The organism is Paraburkholderia hiiakae, from assembly GCF_904848665.1.
Taxonomy (GTDB): Bacteria; Pseudomonadota; Gammaproteobacteria; order Burkholderiales; family Burkholderiaceae; genus Paraburkholderia; species Paraburkholderia hiiakae.
The window spans coordinates 317,358-342,686 of record NZ_CAJHCQ010000002.1 but is presented as its reverse complement, the minus strand read 5'-3'; the positions used below and the strand labels follow the sequence as shown (position 1 = coordinate 342,686).

At 65.1% G+C, this 25,329-nt stretch carries 22 protein-coding genes; 10 read left to right on the top strand and 12 right to left on the bottom strand.

What is annotated here, in order from left to right; translation table 11 throughout:
- The first annotated feature begins 52 nt into the window (after window positions 1-52).
- Both JMY28_RS05460 and JMY28_RS05455 read left to right on the top strand, forming a co-directional pair.
- Complete coding sequence (locus tag JMY28_RS05460; RefSeq protein WP_201694878.1) at window positions 53-3,367, top strand: adenylate/guanylate cyclase domain-containing protein; 3,315 nt, start codon at window positions 53-55, stop codon at window positions 3,365-3,367.
- Window positions 3,368-3,529: 162 nt separating this feature from the next.
- A complete protein-coding gene (locus tag JMY28_RS05455; protein ID WP_201694877.1) occupies window positions 3,530-3,934 on the top strand; it encodes a hypothetical protein in 405 nt (134 codons plus the stop codon).
- A gap of 22 nt (window positions 3,935-3,956) precedes the next feature.
- On the opposite strand, the gene JMY28_RS05450 is transcribed toward JMY28_RS05455, so the two are convergent.
- The 6 genes from JMY28_RS05450 to JMY28_RS05425 all read right to left on the bottom strand — a co-directional run bounded on the left by JMY28_RS05450 (window position 3,957) and on the right by JMY28_RS05425 (window position 10,102).
- Complete coding sequence (locus JMY28_RS05450; protein ID WP_201694876.1) at window positions 3,957-5,075, bottom strand: malate/lactate/ureidoglycolate dehydrogenase; 1,119 nt, start codon at window positions 5,073-5,075, stop codon at window positions 3,957-3,959.
- A gap of 39 nt (window positions 5,076-5,114) precedes the next feature.
- Window positions 5,115-6,389: an MFS transporter gene (locus tag JMY28_RS05445; protein WP_201694875.1), complete on the bottom strand. Its 1,275-nt coding sequence runs from the start codon at window positions 6,387-6,389 to the stop codon at window positions 5,115-5,117.
- Between the two features lie 71 nt (window positions 6,390-6,460).
- Window positions 6,461-8,008, bottom strand: coding sequence for a UxaA family hydrolase (locus JMY28_RS05440; RefSeq protein WP_201694874.1), 1,548 nt, complete (start codon window positions 8,006-8,008; stop codon window positions 6,461-6,463).
- A complete protein-coding gene (locus tag JMY28_RS05435; protein WP_201694873.1) occupies window positions 8,005-8,925 on the bottom strand; it encodes an SMP-30/gluconolactonase/LRE family protein in 921 nt (306 codons plus the stop codon). Before JMY28_RS05435 ends, JMY28_RS05440 begins: the two co-directional genes overlap by 4 nt.
- A gap of 163 nt (window positions 8,926-9,088) precedes the next feature.
- Entirely contained in the window at window positions 9,089-9,442 is a 354-nt protein-coding gene (locus JMY28_RS05430; protein WP_201694872.1) for a cupin domain-containing protein, read from the bottom strand.
- A 21-nt stretch (window positions 9,443-9,463) separates the two neighbouring features.
- Window positions 9,464-10,102, bottom strand: coding sequence for an FMN-binding negative transcriptional regulator (locus tag JMY28_RS05425; RefSeq protein WP_201694871.1), 639 nt, complete (start codon window positions 10,100-10,102; stop codon window positions 9,464-9,466).
- Between the two features lie 122 nt (window positions 10,103-10,224).
- Between JMY28_RS05425 and pdxR the strand changes: the two genes are divergently transcribed.
- Window positions 10,225-11,712 carry a MocR-like pyridoxine biosynthesis transcription factor PdxR gene (gene pdxR / locus JMY28_RS05420; RefSeq protein WP_201694870.1) on the top strand — a complete coding sequence of 496 codons (1,488 nt, stop codon included), beginning with the start codon at window positions 10,225-10,227 and terminating at the stop codon, window positions 11,710-11,712.
- Window positions 11,713-11,719: 7 nt separating this feature from the next.
- Here the strand turns inward: pdxR and JMY28_RS05415 are convergent, their stop codons facing one another.
- Window positions 11,720-12,658, bottom strand: a complete 939-nt coding sequence (locus JMY28_RS05415) for a LysR family transcriptional regulator (protein ID WP_201694869.1) — start codon at window positions 12,656-12,658, stop codon at window positions 11,720-11,722.
- A gap of 110 nt (window positions 12,659-12,768) precedes the next feature.
- Between JMY28_RS05415 and JMY28_RS05410 the strand changes: the two genes are divergently transcribed.
- The 3 genes from JMY28_RS05410 (at window position 12,769) to JMY28_RS05400 (ending at window position 17,285) form a co-directional block, all read left to right on the top strand.
- A complete protein-coding gene (locus JMY28_RS05410) occupies window positions 12,769-13,851 on the top strand; it encodes a tartrate dehydrogenase (protein WP_201694868.1) in 1,083 nt (360 codons plus the stop codon).
- Between the two features lie 128 nt (window positions 13,852-13,979).
- Entirely contained in the window at window positions 13,980-15,248 is a 1,269-nt protein-coding gene (locus JMY28_RS05405) for an MFS transporter (RefSeq protein ID WP_407945477.1), read from the top strand.
- A gap of 165 nt (window positions 15,249-15,413) precedes the next feature.
- Window positions 15,414-17,285: a DUF3857 domain-containing transglutaminase family protein gene (locus tag JMY28_RS05400; RefSeq protein ID WP_201694866.1), complete on the top strand. Its 1,872-nt coding sequence runs from the start codon at window positions 15,414-15,416 to the stop codon at window positions 17,283-17,285.
- Here JMY28_RS05400 and JMY28_RS05395 read toward each other — a convergent pair.
- From JMY28_RS05395 to JMY28_RS05385, 3 genes are all read right to left on the bottom strand, one after another.
- On the bottom strand, window positions 17,245-18,438 hold the full coding sequence (locus JMY28_RS05395; RefSeq protein ID WP_328809373.1) for an MFS transporter: 1,194 nt from the start codon (window positions 18,436-18,438) through the stop codon (window positions 17,245-17,247). The two genes, JMY28_RS05400 and JMY28_RS05395, sit on opposite strands and share 41 nt — an antisense overlap.
- Window positions 18,439-18,673: 235 nt before the next feature.
- On the bottom strand, window positions 18,674-19,039 hold the full coding sequence (locus JMY28_RS05390; protein WP_201694864.1) for a hypothetical protein: 366 nt from the start codon (window positions 19,037-19,039) through the stop codon (window positions 18,674-18,676).
- Window positions 19,040-19,050: 11 nt separating this feature from the next.
- The gene (locus JMY28_RS05385) at window positions 19,051-20,133 is read right to left on the bottom strand and encodes a hypothetical protein (protein ID WP_201694863.1); all 1,083 of its coding nucleotides are present in this window, start codon (window positions 20,131-20,133) and stop codon (window positions 19,051-19,053) included.
- Window positions 20,134-20,460: 327 nt separating this feature from the next.
- Here JMY28_RS05385 and JMY28_RS05380 point away from each other — a divergent pair, with 327 nt between their 5' ends.
- From JMY28_RS05380 to JMY28_RS05370, 3 genes are all read left to right on the top strand, one after another.
- The gene (locus tag JMY28_RS05380) at window positions 20,461-20,895 is read left to right on the top strand and encodes a CidA/LrgA family protein (RefSeq protein WP_236596706.1); all 435 of its coding nucleotides are present in this window, start codon (window positions 20,461-20,463) and stop codon (window positions 20,893-20,895) included.
- A gap of 45 nt (window positions 20,896-20,940) precedes the next feature.
- Window positions 20,941-21,678 (top strand): LrgB family protein, encoded by a 738-nt coding sequence (locus JMY28_RS05375; RefSeq protein WP_201694862.1) that lies wholly within the window; start codon window positions 20,941-20,943, stop codon window positions 21,676-21,678.
- Window positions 21,679-21,746: 68 nt separating this feature from the next.
- Complete coding sequence (locus tag JMY28_RS05370; protein WP_201694861.1) at window positions 21,747-22,154, top strand: DUF1801 domain-containing protein; 408 nt, start codon at window positions 21,747-21,749, stop codon at window positions 22,152-22,154.
- A 10-nt stretch (window positions 22,155-22,164) separates the two neighbouring features.
- Here the strand turns inward: JMY28_RS05370 and JMY28_RS05365 are convergent, their stop codons facing one another.
- Together JMY28_RS05365 and JMY28_RS05360 are read right to left on the bottom strand one after the other, a co-directional pair.
- Entirely contained in the window at window positions 22,165-23,268 is a 1,104-nt protein-coding gene (locus JMY28_RS05365) for an aromatic ring-hydroxylating oxygenase subunit alpha (protein ID WP_201694860.1), read from the bottom strand.
- Between the two features lie 125 nt (window positions 23,269-23,393).
- Window positions 23,394-24,305, bottom strand: a complete 912-nt coding sequence (locus JMY28_RS05360) for a LysR family transcriptional regulator (RefSeq protein WP_201694859.1) — start codon at window positions 24,303-24,305, stop codon at window positions 23,394-23,396.
- Between the two features lie 83 nt (window positions 24,306-24,388).
- Between JMY28_RS05360 and JMY28_RS05355 the strand changes: the two genes are divergently transcribed.
- A complete protein-coding gene (locus JMY28_RS05355) occupies window positions 24,389-25,315 on the top strand; it encodes a carbon-nitrogen hydrolase family protein (protein ID WP_201694858.1) in 927 nt (308 codons plus the stop codon).
- The last annotated feature ends 14 nt before the right edge of the window (window positions 25,316-25,329 follow it).

Genomic DNA, 25,329 nt, shown 5'->3' with positions numbered 1-25,329 from the left:
AGGCTCGCGGCGGTTCGCATCAGGCAACCGTCATTGGATCCAGGCGGCGAACATGGATATCGAGCAATGGCTGCACGCCCTGGGACTTGAGCAGTACGCGCAAGCGTTCGCGGCAAACGATATCGATCTGTCGCTGCTCGCGCAGCTGACCGACGCGGACCTGAGGGAACTCGGGGTGCAGTCGCTCGGCCACCGTAAACGCATCCTCGCTGCCGCCGCGCGGGATCTGCCTGCAGCGGCTCTGCCGGTGGCGCAGGCGCCGAACGCACCCGACGCTCTGGACATCCCCGCGGACGAGCGCAGGCAGGTCACGATCCTCTTCGCGGACCTCTGCGGCTTCACCGCGCTCTCGCGTACCCTCGATCCGGAAGAGGTGCGAGCGCTGATCGGCCGCTTCACGGCGCTCGTCGACGGGATCGTGCTTGCCTATGGCGGCACGACCGACCGGCACATCGGCGACGCGGTGATGGCGCTGTTCGGCGCGCCCCGCGCGCACGAGACGGACACACTGCGCGCGGCCCGCGCGGCGCTCGACATCCATGAGGCGCTGACGCAGCTGAGCGCGCAGGCGGCTCGGACGTTGCAGGCGCATATCGGCATCGCGAGCGGTGAGGTCGTCGCCGGCGCGCTCGGCTGCGTCGATGCGCGGGATTACACCGTGACCGGCAATCCGGTGAACCTGGCTGCGCGGCTCGAGGCCGCGGCGGCGGCCGGCGAGACCTGGCTTTCCGATGACGTGGCGCGCGCGCTCGGCGACGCCGCCGTCTGCGACGCGCTCGGCGAGCAGCGCTTCAAGGGCATCGACACGCCGGTGCGCGCATGGCGGCTGCGCGCGATGTCGAGCGACCCGGCGAGCGAATCGGCGAAGGCGAGTCAGAGCCGCTTCGTCGGACGCCAGGCCGAGCTCGAGCAGTTTCACGGTATCGTCCATGCGTGCGTCGCGAGGCGGGCCGGCCACATCGTTCATGTGCGTGGCGAAGCGGGCATTGGCAAGACGCGTCTCGTCGACGAGATGCGCCGCCACGCGCAGTCGCAGGGCTTCGAGATCCATCGGGGCCTTGTGCTCGATTTCGGCGTGGGCAAGGGGCAGGATCCCGTGCACACGATCGTCGGCAGCCTGCTCGGCCTGCCGGCCGGCGCTTCGAGCGACGCGCGGCAGGCCGCCGCCGCGCGTCTCGCCGATGAAGGCGTCGTCAAGGCCGAGCAGCAGGCGTTTCTCCACGACCTCCTCGACCTGCCGCTCGCCAACGAGTGGCGAGCCTTCTACGACGCGATGGACCACGGCGCGCGCAAGCGCGGCAAGCAGGCGCTCGCCGCGAGACTGACCGACGACGCCTGCAGGCAGGCCGCAACGCTGATCGTCGTAGAAGACCTGCATTGGGCCGACCCCGAAGTGCTCGACTATCTCTCGGCCTTCGCCTCCGGCATCGCGAACGGCCCGGGCCTGCTCGTGACGACCTCGCGCGTAGAAGGCGATCCGATCGATGCGACGTGGCGCGCGCGCTGCCGCAACACCCCGTTCGCGACGATCGACCTCGGGCCATTGCGCCAGGACGAGGCACTGAGCCTCGCGGGCAACTTCATCGACGCGACGCAGCGTGTCGCGCTCGCCTGCATCGAGCGCGCGGGCGGCAACCCGCTGTTCCTCGAGCAGCTATTGCGCAACGTCGAGGAAGGCAGCGGCAGCGCCGTGCCCGCCTCGATCCGCAGCCTGGTGCTCGCGCGGATGGACCGGCTCGCGCGGCGCGACCGCCTCGCCTTCCAGGCGGCCGCCGTGATTGGCCAGCGTTTCGACATCGCCTTGTTGCGGCGGCTCATCGACGATCCCGGCTACATCTGCGACGGCCTGCTCGCCAATGCGCTCGTGTTGCCAGAAGGCGAGGAGTTCCTGTTCGCCCATGCACTGATCCAGGAGAGCGCCTATTCGACACTGCTGCGCGCGCGCCGGCGCGAGCTGCACCGCTGCGCGGCCGACTGGTTCGCGCACGGCGACCCCACGCTGCACGCCCAGCATCTCGACCGCGCCGACGACGAACGCGCGCCGCAGGCCTATCTGGCCGCCGCGCTCGCGCAGCGCACGGCCCACCTGCTCGAAGCCGCGCTGCGCCTCGCCGAGCGTGGCCTCGAGATCGCGCAGACCGAGGCGGACCGCCACACCCTGAGCTGTTGCAAGGGCGAGCTCCAGCGCGACCTCGGCGACATCGCGGGATCGATTACTACCTGGCGCGCGGCGCTGGCGGCCGCCCCCGACGACGCCAGTCTGTGCCGCTGCCAGCTCGGGCTCGCGGAAGGCCTGCGTGTGAGCGAAGGTCTCGACGAAGCGCTAGACCTGCTCGACGCTGCGCAGCGGATCGCGGAGCGCGACGACCGGGTGGCCGAGCTCGCAAGCCTTCACTATCTGCGCGGCAACATCTATTTTCCGCTCGGAAAGATCGATGCCTGCAGCATCGAGCACGAACGCGGACTCGATTATGCGCGGCGCCTCGGCCTGCCGGAGGCAGAGGCCCGCGCGCTAGGCGGTCTCGCCGACGCCGCGTACGCGCAAGGGCGGATGCGGACCGCGTTCCGCCATTTCAGCGATTGCGTGACGTTGAGCCGCGAGCACGGGTGCGGCCAGATCGAAGTCGCCAATCGGTCGATGCAGGGCTTCAGCCGCATTTATCTGAACGACCCGCGGCAGGCGCGTGAAGACGCCGTTGCCGCCGTGCGCGCCGCTGAGCTGATCGGGCAGCCGCGCGCGCAATTGCTAGGCGAGACGCTCGGCGTGTTCGCCAGCTACGAGCTAGGCGATATGCAGGCGATACAGGTCCATCTGGAGCAGGAAAGGCGCGTGATCCGGCAATTGGGCGCACGCCGGTTCGAAGCGCAGAACCTGGAAATGCAGGGGCGTGCCTGGCTCGCCGATGGATGCCGCGACGAAGCCCTCAAAGCGCTTCGTGAGGCGCTTGCGATCTCGCGCGAAGTGGGCACGCAGTTCTGCGCGCCGAAGGCCCTGGGCGCCCTCTCCCTCGCAGTCGACGAAAATGACGAAAGGACGCGGCTCCTGGCAGAAGGCGAGGATCTTCTGCGCCTCGGCGCGGTCGGCCACAACCACCTCTGGTTCTACCGCGACGCGATCGAAGCGATGCTGGCGGCTCGCGATCCGGCCGGCGTGCTGCGCTATGTGGGAGCACTAGAGGACTACACGCGGCGCGAACCGCTGCCCTGGGCCGACCTGTTCGCGGCGCGCGGACGCGCGCTCGCGCGCGCCCTGCACGAGCCTGCCGACGAAGCCGCGCGATCCGAGCTTGCGCGCGTGCGAACCGTGCTGTTGCAGGCCGGCTTCCAGCAATACGTGGCCGCGGTCGATGCAGCGCTTGCCGCTTGAGGCGAGCTACGCTAGCCGCGGCAGGCGCAACCGCCAGGCTGGCGGTACGCCGATACGCCGGACCGGGTTCCCTGCCAGCCGCCAAGCGGCGCGCCTGGCCTGATCGCGCAATGGCGAAAGCGTTAAAATCGGCGATTCCACTTTTGCGGCCAAAGAACACTCATGAAGTGCCTCACCCTCTCGTGCGTCCTCGCTGCCATCGCTCTGGCCGCCACTCCCGCACTTGCTCAAACATCGTCGGGCGATTCGAATTCGAAGCGCGATTGCGCAATCGGTTACGTGACCGGCGTTGCGGGCTCGGCGCAAAGCGTGCGCGACTATCTGGCCACGCCGGAGCGCGACCGAATCCGCTACCTCAAGGACAACGAGATTCAATGCAAGGTCGCCGACGACGACAGCCACGCGTCCGGCTGCACGGGCGTCACGCTATTGAAGAACGAGAAGGTGAGCGTGTACGACAATAGCGACCCTGCTACCACCGCTATCGTCGTGCGCGTGGAACTCGATCGCGGAACCTATCCCGTGATCATCGTCGCGCCCAGCAACGAGGTGAAGTGCGACGAGTGAGCGGCACGTCGTTAGCAGGTCGTTAGCGCGAGTTGCGCTCGCACGCCGCGATTTGTGCATCAGTCACGCCCGCCATTCGCGCGGCATCGACAATCTGCGCCCAGCTCGTCGCATCCACCGGAATGCCGTGCGCCTCGCGCGCACGCCGTGTCGCGTCCTCGCGTTCGCCGGGCAGCAGGATCTCATCGACACCCGCCGCGCGCCGCGTGGCCTTTAGCCACTCGACAAACGCCAGTGCTTCGTACTCGCGCGATGGCGCGTCGAACGCCGCCGGATCGACGATCACCGACATCATGCAATTGACGATCGCGTGCGTGGAGACGATGGTTTGCTCGCGCGTCGTGAAGCCGCCCGAGAGCGCGCCCGCCAGAATCTCGCACATCGCGGCAAGCCCCGAACCCTTGTGCCCCGCCACCGCGCCGCCGAATGCGCGCAGCGCGCCATGCTGCGTATCGCTGAACAGCGCGCCGGGGTCGCGCGTGGGGCGGCCGTCGCTGTCGATCAACGCGTCGGCCGGCACATCCACGCCTTTGTTGTAGGCCACGCGCACCTTGCCTGCGGCAATCGCGCTCGTGGCGAAGTCGAGCACCAGCGGCGTGCGCCCCTCGAGCGGAAATGCCGCGCAGAACGGATTGGTGCCGAAGCGCCGGTCAATGCCGCCGAACGGCGCGACGAGCGGATCGCCCGCGACGTTGACGAAGTGGAACGACACGAGCCCGGCGCGCGCGCATTGCTCCGCCCAGTGCCCGATACGTCCGATGTGATGGGCATTGCGCAGGCCGAGCGCGCACACGCCGAGCGACTTCGCACGCTCGATGCCGTGCTCCATCGCTTCGAACGCCGTGACTTGCCCGAAGCCGCGCGCGGCTTCGATCGTGAGCACCGCGCCCGCGTCGCGCACGACCTGCGCGTGCGCGTTCAGTTTGAGCTCGCCTTCGCGGCACGCCAGCATATAGCGCGGGATCATGCCCACACCGTGTGAGTCGTGCCCCGCGAGATTCGCCTCGACGAGATGGTCGGCAACCAGCGTCGCCTCGCGCGCCTCGCTGCCGGCCGCGCACCATATGGCGACGACGAAGGCATGCAGCGCACGAGCCTCGATAACGACTTCTGAATTTTTTGCAGCAGTGGCATTCGACATGGACGTGACCCTGTATGGCAACGGAGTAAGAGGCGGCGCTCAGGCGCGCGGCGCGTAAGCCGATTCGTCGACACCGCTGGCCTCGGGCGCCTGCAGCGGCTCGACACGTCCGACAATCACAAGATAGCTCAACGCGCCGAGCACGCAAAACCCGCCGGCGACAACGAGCGGAATCGTGAAGGAGCCGCGCGTGATTTGCAGCATCACACCTGTAAACGTCGTAAGCGCGATACCTGCGAGATTCGATGCGAAGTTCTGGATGCCCGCCAGCGAAGCGACGTGCCGTGGCGTGGGCGCGACGTCGGCAGGCAGCGACCAGATGCTGGCCGCGGCGGCCGCGAGGCTTCCATAAGCAATCGCGAAGAGTGCGAGCATTACATAGATATCCTGAACAATGCCGGTGAGCGTGATTACGGACGAAAGCAGCATGCCGCCGACAATGCACGTCTTGCGCGCGGCCGTCAGGCTCCAGCCGCGCTTCACCAGTGTGTCGGAAAGCCAGCCGCCCAGCCAGCCTCCGGGTATCGAGGCAATGGCGGGCAAAGTGCCGAGCGTGCCAAGCGACTTGAGCGAGAACCCGCGCGCTTCCACGAGATAGCTCGGGAACCACGTAATGAAGAAGTAAATCACGAAGTTCAGGCAGAAGAAGCCCAGCATCATGCCCCACACGGTGCGGTAGCGGAACAACCCGCTCCAGCGTATCGAGGCGGCGGCGGGCACGGGGGCGCGCGGCTGATCGAGTGCGGCGCGGGCCTCAGGCTCACGATACAGCGCGACCCAGCCCACGATCCACACGAGCCCGAGCGCACCGGTAATCACAAACGACGCCTTCCAGCCCCATGCGGCCATGATCGCGGCGACGAGCGGCAGCGACAGCGCGGAGCCCACACGCGAGCCGCTGTCGAATATGCTCGTGGCGAGCGCGCGTTGTTCGCGCGAAAACCACTGGCTAACGAGCTTTGCGCACGATGGATACGCGCCCGCCTCGCCCGCGCCGAGCATCAGCCGGCAGCCGAACATCGCCGCGAAGCCTCCCGCGACCGCGGTGGCCGCGGTGAACACCGACCACCAGCCCACGGCGAATGGCAACGCGATGCGCGCGCCGGCCCGGTCGACGAACCAGCCGTAGGGCAGTTGCATCACGGCGTAAGTCCAGAAGAAGCCGCTCAGCAGCAGCCCCATGGCAGCAGGACCAATGCCAAGGTCCTTCATGATGTGCGGCGCGGCGACCGCGAGATTGGCGCGGTCGATGTAGTTCACTGCAATTGCCAGAAAACAGAAGAAAATGACCAGCCAGCGCGATTTTTCCTTCATGGAAAGCACTCCTTCTGAATATGGCGTCGCTTACCCATCGAGTTGCGGCGCCGGTCCGAATCGCTCCCGCGCTACATGACCGCCCCCAGATGCCAGGGCACGAATTCGTTCTGGCCGTAGCCGTGCAGTTCGCTCTTCGTGCGTTGCCCGGAGGCCGTCGCGAGCATCAGTTCGAAGATCGCGGCGCCTGTCTCGTCCACGCTTTGCTCGCCATCCAGAATGCGGCCGCAGTTCAGGTCGATGTCCTCTTCCTGGCGTCGCCAGAGCGCGCTGTTCGTGCCGAGCTTGAGCGACGGCGAAGGCGCGCAGCCGTAGGCGGAGCCGCGACCCGTCGTGAAGCAGATGAGATTGGCGCCGCCCGCTACCTGGCCGGTGGCGGACACAGGGTCGTAGCCGGGCGTATCCATGAACACGAGCCCCCGAGCGCGCACGGGCTGCGCATACTCGTAGGTTTCGACGAGCCGCGTCGTGCCGCCTTTCGCCACCGCGCCGAGCGACTTTTCGAGAATCGTCGTGAGACCGCCAGCCTTGTTGCCGGCGGACGGGTTGTTGTTCATGTTCGCTTCCATGCGCGCGCAATACGCTTCCCACCAGCGGATGCGCGCCACCAGCTTTTCGCCCACTTCGCGCGACGCCGCGCGCCGTGTGAGCAAATGCTCGGCGCCGTAGATTTCGGGTGTTTCGGAGAGGATTGCCGTGCCGCCGTGCGTGACCAGCCTGTCGACGGCTGCGCCGAGCGCCGGGTTCGCGGAAATGCCGGAGTAGCCGTCCGAGCCGCCGCACTGCAAGCCGACCATCAAGTGACGCGCATCCACCGGCTCGCGCGTCACGCGATTCGCATCGGCCAGCAGCGCACGCACCTGGTCGATGCCCGCTGCAACCGTGCGCGCGGTGCCGCCCGTCTGCTGGATCGTCATGGTCGAGAGGCGCGCGCCGCGCTCCAGTTGCTCGGCTTCCACGAGACCATCGATCTGGTTTGTCTCGCAGCCAAGACCCACGATCAGCACTGCGTAGAAGTTGACGTGCCGCGCATAGCCCGCGAGCGTGCGGCGCAACACTGTGATGGGCTCGCCCTCCGCCGCGAGCGCACATCCTTCGCCGTGCGTGAGCGCCACCACGCCATCCACGTTAGGGAATGCTTCAAGCGCTTCGGGGTGGATATCGCGGCGGAAGTGGTCGGCAATCGCGCGCGCAACCGTAGCCGAGCAGTTGACAGACGTCAGGATGCCTATGTAATTGCGCGTGGCAACGCGGCCATCCGCGCGCCGGATGCCAAGAAACGTGGCAGGTTGTGCGGCGGCGGCCGTTTCGTGCGCGTCCACGCCGAACGCGTAGTCGCGCTCGAAATCGCCCATCGAAAGATTTTGGGTATGCACGTGTTCGCCACGGCGGATCGGCCGGCTCGCGAAGCCGATGATCTGCCCGTAGCGGCGCACCGGTTCGCCTTGCTCGATGTCGCGCAGCGCAACCTTGTGGCCAGGCGGAATCATGCCCGCGACCGTGTGGCCCCCATAGAGTGTCGAGCCGGGCATCAACTGCCCGCGCGCGATGGCGACGTCGTCGCGCCGATCGAGGAGAATGAGCGCGGCCGAAAGCTGAGCGGGGTCGAGAAGTGTCATAGCCGGTCTCCCTGGGAAGCGCCGCGCACGCCAACGTACAGCGCGTACAGCGATGTGCTGGCTGCAATGAACAGGCGATTGCGATTCGGGCCGCCGAACACGAGATTCGCGACCGTTTCCGGCACGAGGATCTTGCCGAGCAATGTTGCATCGGGCGCATAGCAGTGGATGCCGTCTCCCGCGCTCGTCCAGACGTTGCCGTGCTCGTCCACGCGCATACCGTCGGGCACGCCCGGCGCCACCTCCGCGAACACCCGGCCGTTGTGCAACTCGCCTTGCGCATCCACGTCGAATACGCGAATGTGATGCGGGCCGTTCTCGATATGCGACGCACCCGAGTCGGCTACGTAAAGCCGCGACTCATCCGGCGAGAATGCGAGGCCGTTGGGCTTCGTGAAGTCGTCGGCCACGCGCTGCACCACGCCCGTATCGGGCGCCACGCGATAGACATGGCAGCCGCCGATCTCGCTCGGCGCGCGATAGCCCTCGTAGTCGCCGAGAATGCCGTAGTCGGGGTCGGTGAACCAGATCGAGCCGTCCGAATGCACGATCACGTCGTTGGGCGAATTCAGCCGATGCCCCTCAAAGCGATCGGCAATCACGGTGATGCGCCCGTCGTGCTCCGTGCGCGTGACACGGCGCGTGCCGTGCTCGCAGGTCACCAGCCGGCATTCGCGATCGAGCGTGTTGCCGTTGCTGAAATTCGAATTCGCGCGGAACACGCCCGTGCCGATGCCGGGCACCCAGCGCATCATCCGGTTGTTGGGAATGTCGCTCCAGACGAGAAAGTCGCCGGCGGGAAACCACACCGGCCCCTCCGCCCACATGCAGCCGCCCGCGAGCTTCTCGAACTGCGCATTGGGCTGCAGCAGCATGCGAAAGCGCGCATCGTGGATTTCGTATTCGTGGGGATTCATCGTTCCGGCCTCGTACCGTCAGGGTCAGGTCACGGCGACGCGCGTGACCCGTCGCTCACTGCCGCGCCGGTTTATTAAATACTAGTTGAATAGGCCTGTGAAGATTTTCTTCAAGCGCCTGGAATGTGGTTTACCCGTGTTTGCCCACCAGAGCGCCCGGCAATCAGCCTTGGTCGAAAGCCTGGTCCAGGTCGTAGGCGAGCAGGAAGACGCAGCCCGTATCGCTATGGAAATCCACGTCGACGGTGCCCTGTGCGGCGACGCCCGCGTAGCCCGCCGGTAGCCGCCGGCCGTTTTGCACGGCCTCGCCTTCGAGCACGTAGATGAACTCGGGGCCGGCATGGCGGTGCCTGGGAAACGTTGCGCCTGCAGCGAACCGGACCAGTTGCATGGCACGGCCGTCTGCCTTGCCGAGGTTCTTCACCTCCACGCCGTGAGCGAAGCGTGAGGGCATCCATGGCGTGCTCGCGGAATCGACGAATGAGAAGCCTGGTGCGAGCGGAGGATCGTTTGCCATAACGGGGCCCCCATTTGTGCGCTATTGCGCCTTTTCGTCGGCAGCGGCAAGCATGGCGTCACCAATGCGCGACTCGCCGCTCGATTTGAGTGCTTCGCCCGCGCCGCGAATATCGCGCTCTTCCTTGTTCTGACTGAGCTTGCTCTTGCCGACCAGACGCGTGATCTCGATCTCCACGCCGACGATCGCCTTGACGAGCGTGTCCGTGTAGTCCTTGGGCGCATCGGCCATTTTCCATGGCTTGGGCTGCGTGCCTTCGTGCGTGCGCGTCAAGCGGGCGATTACGCCGCGCACGTAGCGCTCGTCATCGAGAATCTTGATGCGGCCATGTGCATGAACGACCACGTAATTCCACGTCGGCACCTGCTTGTGCGCTTCGTGCTTGCTCGGATACCAGTTCGGCGAGATATACGCGTCGCCCGCACGGAAGATCACGAGCACTTCGTCGTCGTTCGCCACATCCTGCCAAACCGGATTGGCCCGCGCGACGTGCGCGCGCAACACGCCCAGTTCGCCTTCGGCCGCCGCAAGTTCAAAGGGAATGTGATTGGCGTCGAGCCCGCTTTTCCCCTGCGTGACCAACGTGCCGAACGGATGTTGGGCAATGCAATCATGCAGGACGTCCTTGCGGTTTTCGGCGAAATGGGCTGGTACGTACATGCGTGTGTCCCTGCTCGTAAGGTGAATGGATGACGTGGCCAGCGTTGCCACCAACCGGAGTCTGCATCAAAAGTGGTTTATTCTGTAGATCCAGTTTATTTAATTTCCAGTGAACCAGAATCATGCCGAGAACAGCGCAGATCGTCGAAATGCCATCATTCGGCACGCTGGACCGTGAGGCCGGCAATCTCAGCCGCCAGGTGGCCGAGGCGCTGCGCGAAGCCGTGCGCAAAGGGCACCTGAGACCCGCCGATGCGTTGCCTTCCACGCGCGCGCTCGCCGCTTCGCTCCAGGTCGCGCGCGGCACCGTGGTCGAGGCGTACGAACAACTGATAGCCGAAGGCTTTCTGGAATCGAAAGCCGGCGCCGGCACGCGCGTGGCGCTCGCGCTGGCCGAGCCGCCGCCCGCGCGCGAGCCCCGCGCGGCTTCACGGCAGGCGGAGGAAGCCGGACTGCCGGAACGCGCCGAAGCGTTCGCCAGAATCGGGCGCGAGTTCAAGCCGCTTCCTCCGGTGCCGTTTGCCATTTCGGTGCCAACGGGCATGACCGCGCCCGGCGATATCTGGCGGCGGCTCGGCAACCGCTTACGCGCGCGGGGTCCGGCCTCGCCCACCGGCTATGCCGATCCGCTTGGCGCACTGGCGCTGCGCGAAGCCATCGCCGACTATGTGCGCAAATCCCGGTCCGTGCGGTGCGAAGCGGATCAGATCATCGTGACCAGCGGCACCCAGCAGGGGCTCTTCCTCGCAAGCCAGGTGTTGCTCGGGCCGCGCGACCAGGCATGGGTCGAGAACCCGGCCTACCGTGGCGTCACCGCCATCCTCGAGAGCCTGCCCTACCGCGACGCCATGGTCCGCGTGCCCGTGGACGCCGAAGGTCTCGACGTTGAGGCGGGCATTCGCATGGCGCCAAAGGCCCGCGTGGCGTTCGTCACGCCTTCGCATCAATATCCGCTCGGCATGCCGCTGAGCATGGCGCGGCGCGCGGCGTTGCTCGCGTGGGCGCGCTCGGCCCATGCGTGGGTCGTCGAGGATGACTACGACAGCGAGTTGCGCTACGAGGGCTATCCGTTTCCCGCGCTGCAGGGGCTGGCGCCGGATCGCGTGGTGTATCTCGGCACCTTCAGCAAGATCCTCTTTCCGTCACTGCGGCTCGGCTATGTCGTCGTGCCGCCCCATCTCGTCGATGCGTTCTGCGGCGCGCGCGTGCTCGTGGACCGTCATCCGCCCACTGCCGATCAACACGTTCTCGCCGCCTTCATGACGGAGGGACACCTGGAACGTCACGTCCGCAAGGTTCGCAACGTCTATGCGGAGCAGCGGCTCAGCCTGATCGAGACGCTCGAAGCGCTTTTGCCCCAGGATTTAGCGTGGATCGAGCCCGGCGATCAGGGCATGCATCTCGTGCTCTGGCTCGCCGCGAGGTTGGACGATCACCAGGTTGTGCGGCTCGCAGCGAACGAGTGGGTCGCCGTGCGCGCGGCGTCGCCCATGTTCGCCACGGGCACCGCGCGCCCGGGGCTGATCCTGGGCTTTGGTGGCTTTAGCAGCGCTCAAATGAAAGAGGCTGCGCATCGCCTCGCCGCTGTGATTGCGACGGTGGCGAAATGAAGCGGGATCAATCATTTCGGGGTACTGGATATCGCTGCGACTTCCCCAGTTCGATAGCAAGGAAGTCGACAAACGCCCGAATGCGTGTGGAAAGCTGATGCCGCTGCGCATACACGGCGTAGATGTCCGCGCCCGGCGTTTCGTACTCGGGCAGCACGACCACGAGCCGCCCGTCCGCCAGATATTCGTTGATATCCCACTCCGCGCGCATCAGGATGCCGTGACCGTCCAGCGCCCACTTCACAGCGATCTCGCCGTCGTTGGTCGTGAGATTGCCATTGATTCGGATTGCTTCCGATTTACGCGGGTTGCCGCGCTCGCTCGAAAGCCGCCACACGCCATACGCTTCGTCGCCCTGGCGAATGCTGATGCAGTTGTGCTTCGCGAGATCGTGCGGCGTGGCGGGCGCGCCCCGGTTCGCGAGATAGGCGGGCGAAGCGCAGAGCAAACGCCGGTTCGCCGCGAGACGCCGTGCGATCACGCGCGTATCGGGCGGCTCGCCGAAGCGGATGCAGACATCGTATGAATCTTCCGTGAGCGGCGGCGGCATGACCGACAGCTGAAGCTGCACGGAAACCTGCGGATACTGCACGACGAAACGCGAAAGCGCCGGCCCGATATGGCTGCGCCCAAAGCCCAGTGTGGCGTTCACGCGCAGCAACCCCTTAGGGTGCTTTTTCGAGCCGCCCAGCAGTTCGCCCAGTTCGTCGATCTCGTCGAGAATGCGCCGCGCGTGCTCCAGGTACACCTCGCCTTCGGGCGTCAGCATCATGCGGCGGGTCGTGCGGTTCACGAGCGGCACCCCGGCGCGCTCCTCCATTTGCGCGAGCCGCTTGCTCACGGCAGCGGGCGTGAGGCCCAGTTCGCGCGCGGCGGCGCTCAGGCTGCCCGAGGAGGCGAGCGTGGAGAAAAAGCCCAGATCGGCAGGTTGAACGGTGTCGGTCACGGTCGCCACTTGTGAATTCAGGTTAAAGATGCTTTGAGTCTAGCACCGGTTTTTGAACCGGAAGTTGGGTAAAGTGAACTCACACTGGCCACACTCCAAAGGAACGAGACATGAAGACCTATCGCATCGCAACCATTCCCGGCGACGGCATCGGCAAGGAAGTCGTGCCCGCGGGCAAGGAGGTGCTGGAAGCCCTTGCGAAAACCACGCAGCGCTTCGCGTTCGAGTTCGAGAACTTCGACTGGGGTGCCGACTACTACCGCCAGCACGGCGTGATGATGCCCGCCGATGGCCTCGACGCCATTCGCAGCAAGGACGCCATTCTGTTCGGCTCCGCGGGCGACCCCGACGTACCCGACCACATCACGCTCTGGGGCTTGCGTCTGAAGATCTGCCAGGGCTTCGATCAGTACGCCAACGTGCGCCCCACGCGCATCCTTTCCGGCATCGACGCGCCTTTGAAGCGCTGCAACCCCGAAGACCTGAACTGGGTGATCGTGCGCGAGAACTCGGAAGGCGAATATTCGGGCGTGGGTGGCCGCGTGCACCAGGGCCATCCGCTCGAAGCCGCAACCGATGTCTCGATCCTCACGCGCGCCGGTGTCGAGCGCATCCTGCGCTTTGCGTTCCGGCTTGCACAGTCGCGGCCCCGCAAGCTGCTCACAGTCATCACCAAGAGCAACGCGCAACGCCATGCCATGGTCATGTGGGACGAGATTGCGCTGCAAGTCTCGAAGGAGTTCCCGGACGTGAAGTGGGACAAGGAGCTGGTGGACGCCGCCACGGCGCGCATGGTCAACCGCCCCGCCTCGCTCGACACGATCGTCGCGACCAACCTGCACGCCGACATCCTCAGCGACCTCGCCGCCGCGCTCGCAGGCAGTCTCGGCATTGCGCCCACGGGCAACATCGACCCCGAGCGGCGTTATCCGTCGATGTTCGAGCCGATCCACGGCTCCGCCTTCGACATCATGGGCAAGGGGCTCGCCAATCCCATCGGCACGTTCTGGTCGGTCGTGATGCTGCTCGAACACCTCGGCGAAACCGAAGCCGCCGCTCACGTGATGCAGGCCATTGAGACCGTGACGGCCAACCCCGCGCTGCACACCGGCGATCTTGGCGGCAAGGCGACTACCGCGCAGGTCACGGCCGCGGTGTGCGAACTCGTCGAGAAGGCGGCCATCGCTGCCTGAGCGCTACCGCGCCGCTAAAGCAAGCTGACACGGGGGCGTGACACAATAAATACACGCGCGCCCTCGTCAACCCTCCAAGGAGGAGACACGTGAATTCGGACACCGAAGTAATTGTCACGCGCAAACTCATGTGGCGCATCATCCCGTTCGTCATGCTGCTCTATTTCGTGAGCTTTCTCGACCGGGTCAACGTAGGCTTCGCGGCAATGACGATGAATAAGGCGATTGGCCTTTCGCCCGCGGCGTTCGGCCTGGGCGGCGGACTCTTCTTCATCGGCTACTTTCTGTTCGAGGTGCCTTCGAACCTCATTTTGCACCGCGTAGGCGCGCGCATCTGGATCGCGCGCGTCATGGTCACGTGGGGTATTGTCTCGGCGGCCTCCGCATTCGTGACCGGGCCTACGAGTTTCTACACACTGCGTTTTCTGCTTGGCGTGGCGGAAGCGGGCTTTTTCCCCGGCATCATCCTCTATCTCAGCCTCTGGTTCCCGATCAAACAACGCGCCGCAGCCGCCGCATGGTTCATGGCGGCCGCGCCGATCTCCACGGCGCTCGGCTCCCCCGTTTCGGGCGCGCTCATGCAACTGCCGCGCATGTTCGGTCTCGCCAACTGGCAACTGCTTTACGTGATCGAAGCGGTTCCCGCCGTGCTGCTGGGTTTCGTGGTCCTGAAGGTCCTCACCGATACACCTTCCAAAGCGCGCTGGCTGAAGCCGCAGGAGCGCGACTGGCTCATGGCAAAGCTCGCCGATGAAGCGCGGGCGCGAGAGAGCCACACGGGCCACACGGCAGGCGCGCTGAGCGCCCTGCGCGACCCGCGCGTGCTGGCGCTCGCGCTGATCTACTTCGGCACCTCGGCGGGCCTTTACACGCTGGGTCTGTGGGCGCCGCTCATCATCCGGCAATATGGTTTCAGTTCGTTTGAGACCGGACTGCTCAATGCCATTCCGAGCGTCGTCGCAGTCGTCGCCATGATTCTCTGGGCACGGCACTCCGACCGCACCACAGAGCGCACCTGGCACGTCGTGATTCCCTGTGTGCTCGCCTGTGTGGGCTTCCTCTTCGCGGGGCAGGCCAGCACCGCGCTGATGATCGTGCTGGCGCTCGGGGTGGTGAATATCGGCATCAGCGCCGCGAAGGCGCCGCTCTGGGCCATGCCGAGCATGTTTCTCTCCGGCGCTGGGGCGGCAGCAGGGATCGCCATGATCAATTCGATCGGCAATCTCGGCGGGTTCGTGGGCCCCGTCGCGATCGGCTGGCTGAAAACTCAGACGGGGAGTTATGCCGCGGGCTTGTACGTCGTGGGCGCGACGCTCGCGCTTTCCGCGGTGGTGACGTTGATGCTGAGCCGCAAAGCGAGCCAGCCAGTGATGGCGCAGGTGAAGCACGATCACTGAAGGTCGCTGAAGGGGCCGCGCGAAGCTTGCACGGCCCCGCCGCTGCGCTCGAACGTCGCCAGTTGCGCGGCTTCGTCGTCGCTCACGCGGCTTGCGAAACCCGGCATCGGCAGAACCGTGCTGCTATGCTCTGCGCTAGCCCAATAAACCGATAACGGGGTTAGCGTGAAAACCCACAGCCGACTGCTTCTCATGCAATGCATTGGCGTCGCACTCACCGGCTTGACGCAGGCTCATGCGGCCAGCGCCCCGGCTGCCGACGCTCCCGAATACCGGGTCAGCCAGTTCGAGCGCGCCATTTCGGTGGACGATGCTGGCCACGCCACCACACGGGTCACGGTGAGCGTCGTGCTATCGAGCGACGCCGCGCTGCGCCGCTTTTCAGAATACGCGGTGCCCTACAACGCCGACACGCAATCCCTCACGATCGACGAGGCCGAGACCCAGCATCCGGGCGGGCAGCGCGTGAGCGCCGACCTGGGCAGCGCGGTATTCGACCGGCCGGCCCCGGCAACCGTGAGCGCGCCGCTGTTCAGCGCGGAGCACCTGCGGATCGTGGCCTTTCCCGCGACCTCGGTAGGCGACACCGTGCGCCTTCGCTACACGTTGCAGGACCGCGAAACGATGTTTCCGGGCAAATTCGCCGAAATCGTGGACTACCCGCCAACCGAGGCCTTCGATGACGTGAAGGAGACACTCGATACCCCCGCCGGCATGGCGGTGCGCATCGAGGCGCACGGCCTGCAAGCCGACGGCGACACGGTGAACGGCGCGCGGCGCGTTCGCGTGTATCGCTATCGCACGCCGCCCTCGGGTCCGCTCGCGGCCCAGGGCGACTCCGTCGCCGCGATCGACGCCGGCCCGTATTTCGTCGCGACGAATTTCGCCGATTACGCCGAAGTCGGCCAAGCCTACGAGCACGGCGCCCGCCCGCAAGCGCAGGTTACGCCCGCGATCCAGAGCCGCGCCGACGAGATCACGGCCAATGTCTCCGACCGGCGAGCGCAGGCCATGCTGATCTACGACTGGGTCAGCCGCAATATCCGCTACCTCCTGGCATGGGTGGGCACAGGCCCGGTCGTGCCCCACAGCGCGGACAGCGTCCTGCGCAATGGCTATGGCGACTGCAAGGATCACGTCACCTTGTTCATCGCGCTGCTCGCGGCCAAGGGAATCCATGCCGATAGCGTGCTCGTGAACCTCGGCAACAGCTACCGTCTGCCCAACGCGCCGGCGTGGATCCTCTTCAACCACGCCATTACATGGCTGCCCGAGTTCGGCGTGTTCGCCGATACCACCAACGGCTTCGCACCGTTCGGAATCCTGCCTTTCGCCGTGAGCGACAAGCCGGCACTCGACACAGCGACCGGCGAGATGCTTCACACGCCGCCGCAGAACGGCACGAACAGCACCTCCGCGACCGACTACGCCATCGCTGTGCACGACGACGGCGATGCCGAACTCACCGGCTCCATCACACTCAGCGGGCAGGCACGCATCGGTCCTGGCCGCCAGCTTGCGCAGTACACCTCTGGGCGCATCGCCTATGACCTGCTGCGGCAAAGCGGCCTCAACGGCACGCTGCACGTCGCCGCCATGAAGCGCGATGCGCCTGGCGCGCTGCGCTTCGACCTGAAGAGCACGATCGACAATATGGCGATCATGCCGGGCCCCGCCGCGCTCGCCGTCCCCACCATGCCGAACTACGGCTCCATCAGAAGCTTTGCCGACTATGTGCTGAGGCAAGCCGGCCAGCCGCTCGACGGCCCCTGCGGCGGCACCGCGCTCCACGAGCACTACCGGGTAACGTTGCCGGCCGACGCGACTATCATCGCGATTCCGCCCGACGTCGACACGCGCAGCGGCGACGTAACCTATACCGCCCGTTATCACCGCGACGGACAGACGGTGGAAATCGATCGCGTGCTCGAACGCAACTTCCACACGAACGTGTGCAGCGCGGCAATGCTCCAGCAGTTATCCCCGGCCGCGCGCGTCATTTCGGGCGACCTGAAGCGGCAGATTCTGTATCGCTGACGCGGGGCGCAGCCATGCGAACGGCAACCACGCAAGCCGCCATCGATATCAACGAGACGATCAGCACAACCCACTCCACCGGCGCGTAGCTAGCGCGTATCGCCCAGATCGCCGCGCCCGCGATGGGCGCAATGCCTTTGGCGATGTTCGCGGGCATCGAGAGCAGGCCGCTCACCGTGCCGTAGCCTTCGGTCCAGAGCAGCGCCTGCACGATCGTCCCGCGCAAGATAGTCATCATGCCGTTGGCGCCGCCGTAGACGATGGCGAATAGCAGCAACCACCCAGCCGACGTCCCTGCGCACATCAGAATCACGACGGAGCACGGAAATGCCGCCGTCACCACGATGGCGACGAGCCCCGGTGGCGCGCGTCTTCCGACGGCGAACCACACGACACGCGCAAGCACCTGTGCCGGCCCGATCGCCGCCATGGTCACAATGACCGTTGTGCCCGCAACGGCACGCTCGCGCATCAACGGGATCAGATGGAACGTGAGCGCGACGAACGTGGAGTAGTACGCCGTGAAGCAAACGGCCAGCGCCCAGAATACGGGCGAGCGCAAGGCGTTGCGCGCCGAGGCGCGGCTGACCTCGCGCGCCGCTTTCTGCCTCGCGGTATCCTCACCCGGCTCGCCGCGATGAATCGCGAATCCGTGCACCGGCAGGCAGACGAGCAGATTGACGAGCGCAAGCGCGAGCAACGCGCCCCGCCAGCCGAACTCGCCGATCAAGCCTTGTGTGAGCGGAATGAACACGGTGCTCGCGAAACCCGCCACGAGCGTGATGAGCGTGATTTTCCTCGCGTAACTGCGCGGGAAGTCCCGCGTCACGACTGCAAACACGGGGTCGTAGAGCGTCGCCGCGATCGCTACGCCCAGCCCGCACCACACGGCGACGAGCGTCGGCAGATTGCGCGCCTGCGACCACACCACGAGCATCGCCGAAGCGAGCAGCGTACCGCCCACCATGACGCGCCGGCCATGGCCGCGGTCGATCAGCGTGCCGACCGGGTAGGCCGCGAACCCCGAGACCAGCAAACCCACTGAAAGCGCGGCGTTCGTCGCCGTGCGGCTCCAGCCCATCGCGCTCTCCATGGGCACGACGAAAAGCGAGAATGCGTAGTAGATCGTCCCCCACGAAACGAGTTGAGCCACCGCGAGCGCCCATGTCTGCGCTGCGGCGTGCGGTCGGTCGTGTCCGTGCGGTCTCGCGTGGGTCGGTGTCGGCATGGATGTGAGAGTGACCGCCAATATTCTATGCAACCCAGTAGGACTCGTTTGCTTGAGGCCCGCGGCCCGATGATGGGAGCGTGTGCGGCGGGGCAGCGCGATTGAGGAACGCCAGGCAGACACAAAAAAAAACCGACCCTCAAGAGTCGGCCTTAGAAATTCAGCCTACGTTAGGCGATTCTAGCGTAATTTCTATTGAATCAAACTCGACAGCCAATTCTGCACCCGCTGTCGCGACGATCATCGCAATTTGGCGTCCCGGTATTTTCGAAAAACGCTCGCTTTTCGAGAGCATGGACAGCGCGAGATCGTAATTGGCATCTCCTGATTTAAGTACCTTAACCTCAAAGACAATATTGTTTGCTACGCCGAAATGCTCAATGGTACAGCGGCTAGTTTTGTTGAAGCTAAGTGCCGCACGCTGCCCACCACATTCCAGCACAACAATAAGTTTGTGCCGATCGCGAGTTGCGATGACCTCAAGATTCCAGTCGTGGAAATATTCAAACTCTTTCAGCTTGTCCATAGCTATATCTGTCAATAAGGAAGCAGAGAAAAAGCATTGCCGTTATCTCTGACGCCATCATCCCAGTTATGGGCATGAGGAATGCCGAAACCGTGGTCATGGCCGAAGTCAATATCAACTGCTGCGTTACCGTCTCCGTCGTATAAGCGCCATTGTTGCTTACCTGATGCATTTTCAACCCATTGATTCGGCGGGCCGCCTGTAGAGGGGAGCCACGCGGTTTGCAGGTCGTCGCCAAATGCTCCAGCGTCGTCTCCGCTATATCCGAACGCCTGTCCTCCGCCTAGCGGTGTCGAGCTATTGCCCGTATCGTCGCTAAACCGATCGCCATCAAACGCGCCGCCATAATCTGAATCAGCGTCACCGCTGCCGAGCAACGCGGCCGCCGCCGATTCACCGCCGCCGAGCAAGCCAAAACCATCGCCATCCGTGGCCGGGGCGCCCAGGTCAGGCAACGGACTCAGCCTCGCACCCACGACGCCCCCGGCAACCGAATCCAGTGCGGGCAGCTCGCCATTGGCCCGCTTGAGCGCCTGGAATTCACTGCCGGTTAAGACCTTTGGCGGGTACCCATAACCACCGCCCCCGCCCGTTGCGGGCCAATGCTGCGGCGCGTGGGCTGGCGGTCCAACGCGCGGTACGCCCCGGTATTCGCGATTCACCACCGGCACAAGCTGGCCGGAGACCACCGCATCGCATAGCTGTTTCCTGACTCCGGCGTTGTCAGTCGGCAGGTTCCAGTGCGCCAGTTTCAGGCTGTCGCGAAGGAACGCCTGAACGTCGCGCAGCGCCTTTTCACCCGTAATCGTAAGCAAGTCCCAGTTCGGGCGGAAATGTCGGGCAAAGGCGGCCGTATCGTCCGCGAGTTGCCTGAGCCGGTCCTTTTCCCACAGCTCGCTCTTGTCCACTTCGCTCAGAGGCCGCGCATTCCACGAATAGGAGAAGTTCTCCCGCTCCGCGTTTGGGTAAAGCTGACGGGCCGACATATTCCGGTAGCCGCGCCCCCAACCCGTCAAGTCGTAATACTGCGTCCCCGGAATAAGCGTGCATTGCCAACCGGTTTCGAGCGGTACGTCGAGCGTGTTCCACGTCATAAGTTGCCCGTCATGTTTTCGGGCATCCAGCGTATCCCGCGTTCGCGTACAAATCTGCAAAACAAGTCCAGGATTCTGAGCGAGCGCAAATGCGCTCCTCTGTTGAACCGGGTCGCTGGCGGTTGCGGCACGTCTATTCGCATTTGTCCCGGGACATCTGGCGCACCTTCGGCGCCCTTTTACTCCGCGCGCCGGCGCCCGGATCGAAACGGGCGCGTCGACCAACACTTAACGATTTCTTCAGATCCCGTCCATGTTTGTCCACACGGGCTGGGCGGATACTGCCTGCGTGTCGTTGCGTTCGATGCGTTCCTTCGGAGCTTCCCGATGCGCCCCTCCGCCCATGCCCCAATGGATGCCCCGGCGCCAGTCAAGGCGGACCTGGCATTCGTGCGCACGTTCGCGCTGCTCGTCACGCTACAAGGCGCAGGAGAATGGATCGCCTGGATCGTGCGCGTGCCCATTCCCGGTCCGGTCATCGGCCTCGTGCTGCTCCTCTGTCTGCTTTCAGCGGCGCCTCAGGTCGAGCGCCACATCGAGGGCCCGGCACTTGGGTTGCTGAATCATCTTTCGCTTTTGTTCATCCCCGCTGGCACAGGCGTATTCGCGCTCGCCGGCGTGTTGAAAGGTCAACTATTCGCAATCGCTGTTGCCATCGTGGTGAGCACCGCGCTTTCGATCGCCGCAGGCGGACTCGTGACCTGCGCGTTACTCGAAAGGAAAACGAAACAATCGATGCGGTCCGCGAAGGTCGAACAATAGGCGGCTTCGGCGGATTTGCACCCGTTATGCGCGAGGAGACCAACCATGCCAGAACATACGGCACCTGCCTTCATGGGCGTGTGGCTCACAAGTTCGGATGTGCCCGCTATCGCCGCAACGATTGGCGTCTATCTGCTCGCATGCTGGATACACCAACGCTGCCGCCGCAATCCGCTGGCAAACCCCGTCGCGATCGCGGTCTTGCTGCTCACCGGCCTGCTGAAGTTAGCTGGCATTCCCTACCAGGCGTACTTCGAGCACGCGCGCCTCATTCATTTTCTGCTCGGCCCGGCGATCGTGGCGCTCGCTGTGCCGCTCCATCGTCAACTACACAAACTGCGCGAAGCTTTCGTTCCGCTTGTGTTCGGCCTGCTCGCCGGCAGTTGCGTGGCCGTCGTTTCGGCCGTGGCGATCGCCGTGCTGTTCGGCTGCCAGCCCGCAACGGTCGCCTCGCTCGCCCCTAAGTCGGTCACCGCCGCCATTGGAATGCTGATTTCCGCGAAAGTGGGCGGCATGCCCGCGTTGACCGCCGCAATCGTGATCGCCACCGGCATTTCCGGCGCCGTGATGGGGACCTTCGTCCTCGGCGTGCTCGGCATCCGGCGCGACGACGCGCGCGGTTTCGCCATTGGCGTCGCGGCGCACGGCATCGGCACGGCCCGCGCGTTCCAGATCAGCGAGGAAGCGGGTGCGTTCGCCGGGCTCGGCATGGCGATGAACGGCACGATTTCCGCGCTCGTCCTGCCCTTCGTGCTTCCCATGGTCATTGCGCACGTCGCCTGATGCGCTGAGTGCTACATTACGATCCTGATCGCCCGGCGACGGGAAGACATGCAAGGCACGGAGCGCGAATGACCCCATCGGAACGTATTGACCAGCTAATCGCGGAACTCACCGACTGGCGCCGCGAAACCTTCACCGCCATGCGCGAGGCCATTCTCGAAGCCGACCCGGCGATCGTCGAGGAATGGAAATACATGGGCAGCCCCGTGTGGTATCGGGACGGCATGATTGCCGTGGGCAATGCGCACAAAGGCAAGGTCAAGCTCACGTTCCTGTACGGCGCGAGCCTGGCCGACCCGAACAAGCTCTTCAACGCCGGACTCGACGGCAACGCGCGACGCGCCATCGACTTTCTCGAGGGTGACAAGGTCGACAAGCGCGCGCTGAAGGCGCTCATTCGCGCGGCGATCGAATTCAACCAGGGCAAAGCGAAGAAAAAAGCGCCTGCGAAACCGCGCGCCAGCAAAACCGCCTGACGCGCTCGCGTCAGACTTCGCTAACCTCGCGAATGGGGATCACGGTGCGCGCGCCGCATTCGCGCAGCAGGTCGCGCAATTCGTTGATGACGGGAAAGACTTCGTGATTCCAGTCGGCGCCCTGGTTGTCGTGCGCGGCCTGTTCGAGTTCCACGATGGTGCGATCTTCCTTGAAGATGCGCTCCGTGAACCACACCAGCAGCGGCCACGCCGCGTCGAGCAGGAACGGCACGGCAGGCCTGCGCACCGAAAGGAGTCCGAAGGTCCGGTTCGTGCGCTGCTGCGCGTCGAGCGGAACATAAATGATCCACAGGTCCATGAGGAGCGAGTTGTCGCCCGAGCGGATTTTCAGCGTTTGATACGGATATTGCGTGCGGATGGTCATCACGCTCTGATCGGCCGGGTCCGCGCGGTTCTTGCTCGCGCCGAACACGAGCGCCTCACCCGCGGGCTGCTTGCCCGCCATACGCGCGAACGTGTAATCCACTTCGATGAAGTTCTCGCCGCGCCGCCGGCCGAGCGAGCGCGCCCGCATCTGGCCCATCTGGCGGCGGTGGAGAAACTGGTGATTCATGTCCATCAGATTCTCGTGCATGAACGAGTAGTGGCACTTCACCTCCTGACCGAAGCGGCGCGTCTTGTAGGCCTTGTCCGTGACCGAATCCAGCACGGGCAGCGGACGGTCTTCGGCGAGCGTGGCGTTGCCGGGAAAAACAAAGATCATGCCGTGCGCCTCGCGGCACGGATAGGCGCGCACGCCGTTGGGCAGGCGCTCGCGGCCGAGGTAGGGCACGTCCACGCATTGCCCCGAACAATCGTAGGTCCAGCCGTGGTAGCCGCAGCGAAGCGACTCGCCGTCCACCACGCCCGCATGCAGCGGCACCTGGCGGTGGGCGCAGCGGTCTTCGAGCGCGTACACCGCGCCCGACGCGGTGCGAAAGAGCACGATGGGCTCGCCTGCGAAATGCGTGCCCAGCGTCTTGCCAGGCTTGAGTTCGCGCGACCAGGCGAGGGGATACCAGTGATCGGGATGAATAGGCACTCGGCGCAGGTCGCGCGGTTCTTGCAAATGTGACTCGATCGTGTAGCCGTCGGGGAAAGGCATTGCGCGCATGCGGAGAATCTCCTTGTCGAGTCCGTCGATATCGTCGTTATCGTTGCTATCGCCGTATGGGAAATCAATGGTTGGATGCAAATCTCGTGCCCGATCATTCAACGCGAATGCCGCGTGGGTGTCGATCAGTGTTTAGCCGGAAAGCACGCAATGATGGCGGCTTGAACCTTGACGATGGCGGCGTCGCGCAGCGAACTGTTGCGCCACCCGAGTTCCACCGGATAGCGCGGCAGATCGATCGGACACGCAAGCAGTTTCAGACCCGCCACGCGCGCGATCGCCTCGGCCGCGTGGCGCGGAATGGTGGCGACGCTGCGGGTGCCCTTGAGCAGGAAAGGCAACGCGGCGAAATGCGTCGTAGAGGCCACCACATTACGCTTCAGGCCGCGCGCGGCGAGCCCCTCGTCGACGATCCCGACCACGCCGCCCGACGACACCAGAATGTGCCCTCTCGACACGTAGTCGCCAAGCGTCAAGCGCCGTGGCGTGCGCGGCGCGTCGTCCACGAGGCACGCATAGCTGCCCTCGCCCAGCACCCGGTGGCTCAGCCCGCGCGAAGCAAAACCGCCCGCCGCGACCGCGAGATCCATGTCCTGATTCGCGAGCGCGTCGGCGACGATCTGGCTGTGCGTCTGGCGAAAGATAATGCGCAGGCCTGGCGCGCTCGCTTCCAGCGTTTCGATGATGCGCCGGCCAATGGCCACCTCGAAGTCGTCGGAGAGCCCGATCGAAACCGCGCGCCCATGAAACGTGGTCGCGCCGGGCGAGGCGATCGCGAGGCTATGGCGGCAACGGTCGAGCGCTTCGCTGATCACGGGCTTGAGCTCCTGCGCGCGCGAGGTCGGTGCGAGCCCGCGTCCGGTACGTACAAAGAGCGTGTCCGCATAGAGCACACGCAGGCGCCTGAGCGCCGCGCTCACGGCGGACTGTGTCATGTCGAGGCGAATCGCGGCGCGGCTCGCCCCGCCCTCCTCGAACAGCGCCTCGAAGATCTTCAGCAGATTCAGGTCCACGCCTGCGATATCAAACTGGTTCATATCACATAGTATCGATATACGTTCTCGCGATTTTATCGCCGTGGAAAGATGTGAGCTGTCCAAACCCCTGGGAGCACGCCGTCATGGCCAAGTCGAAAGTCGCCGCGCTGCAGATCGGTTCGTCCGCCGCCGGCAAAGCGCAAACGCTGGAACAGATTCTCTCGTTCGAAGCGCAGATCCGTGCTTCGGGCGCGAAGCTCGTGGTGATGCCCGAGGCGTTGCTCGGCGGTTATCCGAAGGGTGAAATATTCGGCACGCGCCTCGGCTACCGCCTGCCCGAAGGCCGCGAGGCATTCGCGCGCTACTACGAGAACGCGATCGACGTGCCCGGCGCGGAAACCGAAGCGCTCGCCGAGCTTTCGACGCGTTGCGGCGCGTCGCTCGTGATCGGCGTGATCGAGCGCGATGGCAGCACGCTCTTTTGCACCGCGCTGTTCTTCAACCCGGACGAGGGGCTCGCGGCGAAGCACCGCAAGCTCATGCCCACCGGCACCGAGCGGCTCATCTGGGGGCAAGGCGACGGCTCGACGCTGCCCACCGTTCGCACGGAATCCGGCCTGGCGGGCGCCGCGATCTGCTGGGAAAACCATATGCCGCTGTTGCGCACGGCGATGTACGCGAAGGGCGTGCAGATCTGGTGCGCGCCCACCGTGGACGAGCGCGACATCTGGCAGTGCTCCATGCGCCACATTGCGCACGAAGGGCGCTGCTTCGTGATCAGCGCGTGCCAGGTGCAGCCCTCGCCTGCGGCACTCGGCGTCGAGGTGCCGGGCTGGGACGAGAACCGGCCGCTCATCAATGGCGGCAGCTTGATCGTCGGGCCGCTCGGCGACGTGCTGGCGGGACCGTTGCGTGGTGAAACCGCGCTCATCGTCGCGGAGATCGATACCGATGAACTCACGCGCGCCCGCTACGATTTCGATGTCGTGGGGCACTATGCGCGGCCCGATGTGTTCTCGCTGTCGGTCGATGAACGGCGCAAGCGCACGGTCTCGTTCATCGCGGAGTAAAAGCTCGCAACGCT

Bases quoted from the DNA above. Each gene is read 5' to 3' on its own strand.
- JMY28_RS05460 (WP_201694878.1), top strand. From the start codon at position 53: ATGGATATCGAGCAATGGCTGCACGCCCTGGGACTTGAGCAGTACGCG.
- JMY28_RS05455 (WP_201694877.1), top strand. From the start codon at position 3,530: ATGAAGTGCCTCACCCTCTCGTGCGTCCTCGCTGCCATCGCTCTGGCC.
- JMY28_RS05450 (WP_201694876.1), bottom strand. From the start codon at position 5,075: ATGTCGAATGCCACTGCTGCAAAAAATTCAGAAGTCGTTATCGAGGCT.
- JMY28_RS05445 (WP_201694875.1), bottom strand. From the start codon at position 6,389: ATGAAGGAAAAATCGCGCTGGCTGGTCATTTTCTTCTGTTTTCTGGCA.
- JMY28_RS05440 (WP_201694874.1), bottom strand. From the start codon at position 8,008: ATGACACTTCTCGACCCCGCTCAGCTTTCGGCCGCGCTCATTCTCCTC.
- JMY28_RS05435 (WP_201694873.1), bottom strand. From the start codon at position 8,925: ATGAATCCCCACGAATACGAAATCCACGATGCGCGCTTTCGCATGCTG.
- JMY28_RS05430 (WP_201694872.1), bottom strand. From the start codon at position 9,442: ATGGCAAACGATCCTCCGCTCGCACCAGGCTTCTCATTCGTCGATTCC.
- JMY28_RS05425 (WP_201694871.1), bottom strand. From the start codon at position 10,102: ATGTACGTACCAGCCCATTTCGCCGAAAACCGCAAGGACGTCCTGCAT.
- pdxR (WP_201694870.1), top strand. From the start codon at position 10,225: ATGCCGAGAACAGCGCAGATCGTCGAAATGCCATCATTCGGCACGCTG.
- JMY28_RS05410 (WP_201694868.1), top strand. From the start codon at position 12,769: ATGAAGACCTATCGCATCGCAACCATTCCCGGCGACGGCATCGGCAAG.
- JMY28_RS05405 (WP_407945477.1), top strand. From the start codon at position 13,980: ATGTGGCGCATCATCCCGTTCGTCATGCTGCTCTATTTCGTGAGCTTT.
- JMY28_RS05390 (WP_201694864.1), bottom strand. From the start codon at position 19,039: ATGGACAAGCTGAAAGAGTTTGAATATTTCCACGACTGGAATCTTGAG.
- JMY28_RS05385 (WP_201694863.1), bottom strand. From the start codon at position 20,133: ATGACGTGGAACACGCTCGACGTACCGCTCGAAACCGGTTGGCAATGC.
- JMY28_RS05380 (WP_236596706.1), top strand. From the start codon at position 20,461: ATGCGCCCCTCCGCCCATGCCCCAATGGATGCCCCGGCGCCAGTCAAG.
- JMY28_RS05375 (WP_201694862.1), top strand. From the start codon at position 20,941: ATGCCAGAACATACGGCACCTGCCTTCATGGGCGTGTGGCTCACAAGT.
- JMY28_RS05370 (WP_201694861.1), top strand. From the start codon at position 21,747: ATGACCCCATCGGAACGTATTGACCAGCTAATCGCGGAACTCACCGAC.
- JMY28_RS05365 (WP_201694860.1), bottom strand. From the start codon at position 23,268: ATGCGCGCAATGCCTTTCCCCGACGGCTACACGATCGAGTCACATTTG.
- JMY28_RS05360 (WP_201694859.1), bottom strand. From the start codon at position 24,305: ATGAACCAGTTTGATATCGCAGGCGTGGACCTGAATCTGCTGAAGATC.
- JMY28_RS05355 (WP_201694858.1), top strand. From the start codon at position 24,389: ATGGCCAAGTCGAAAGTCGCCGCGCTGCAGATCGGTTCGTCCGCCGCC.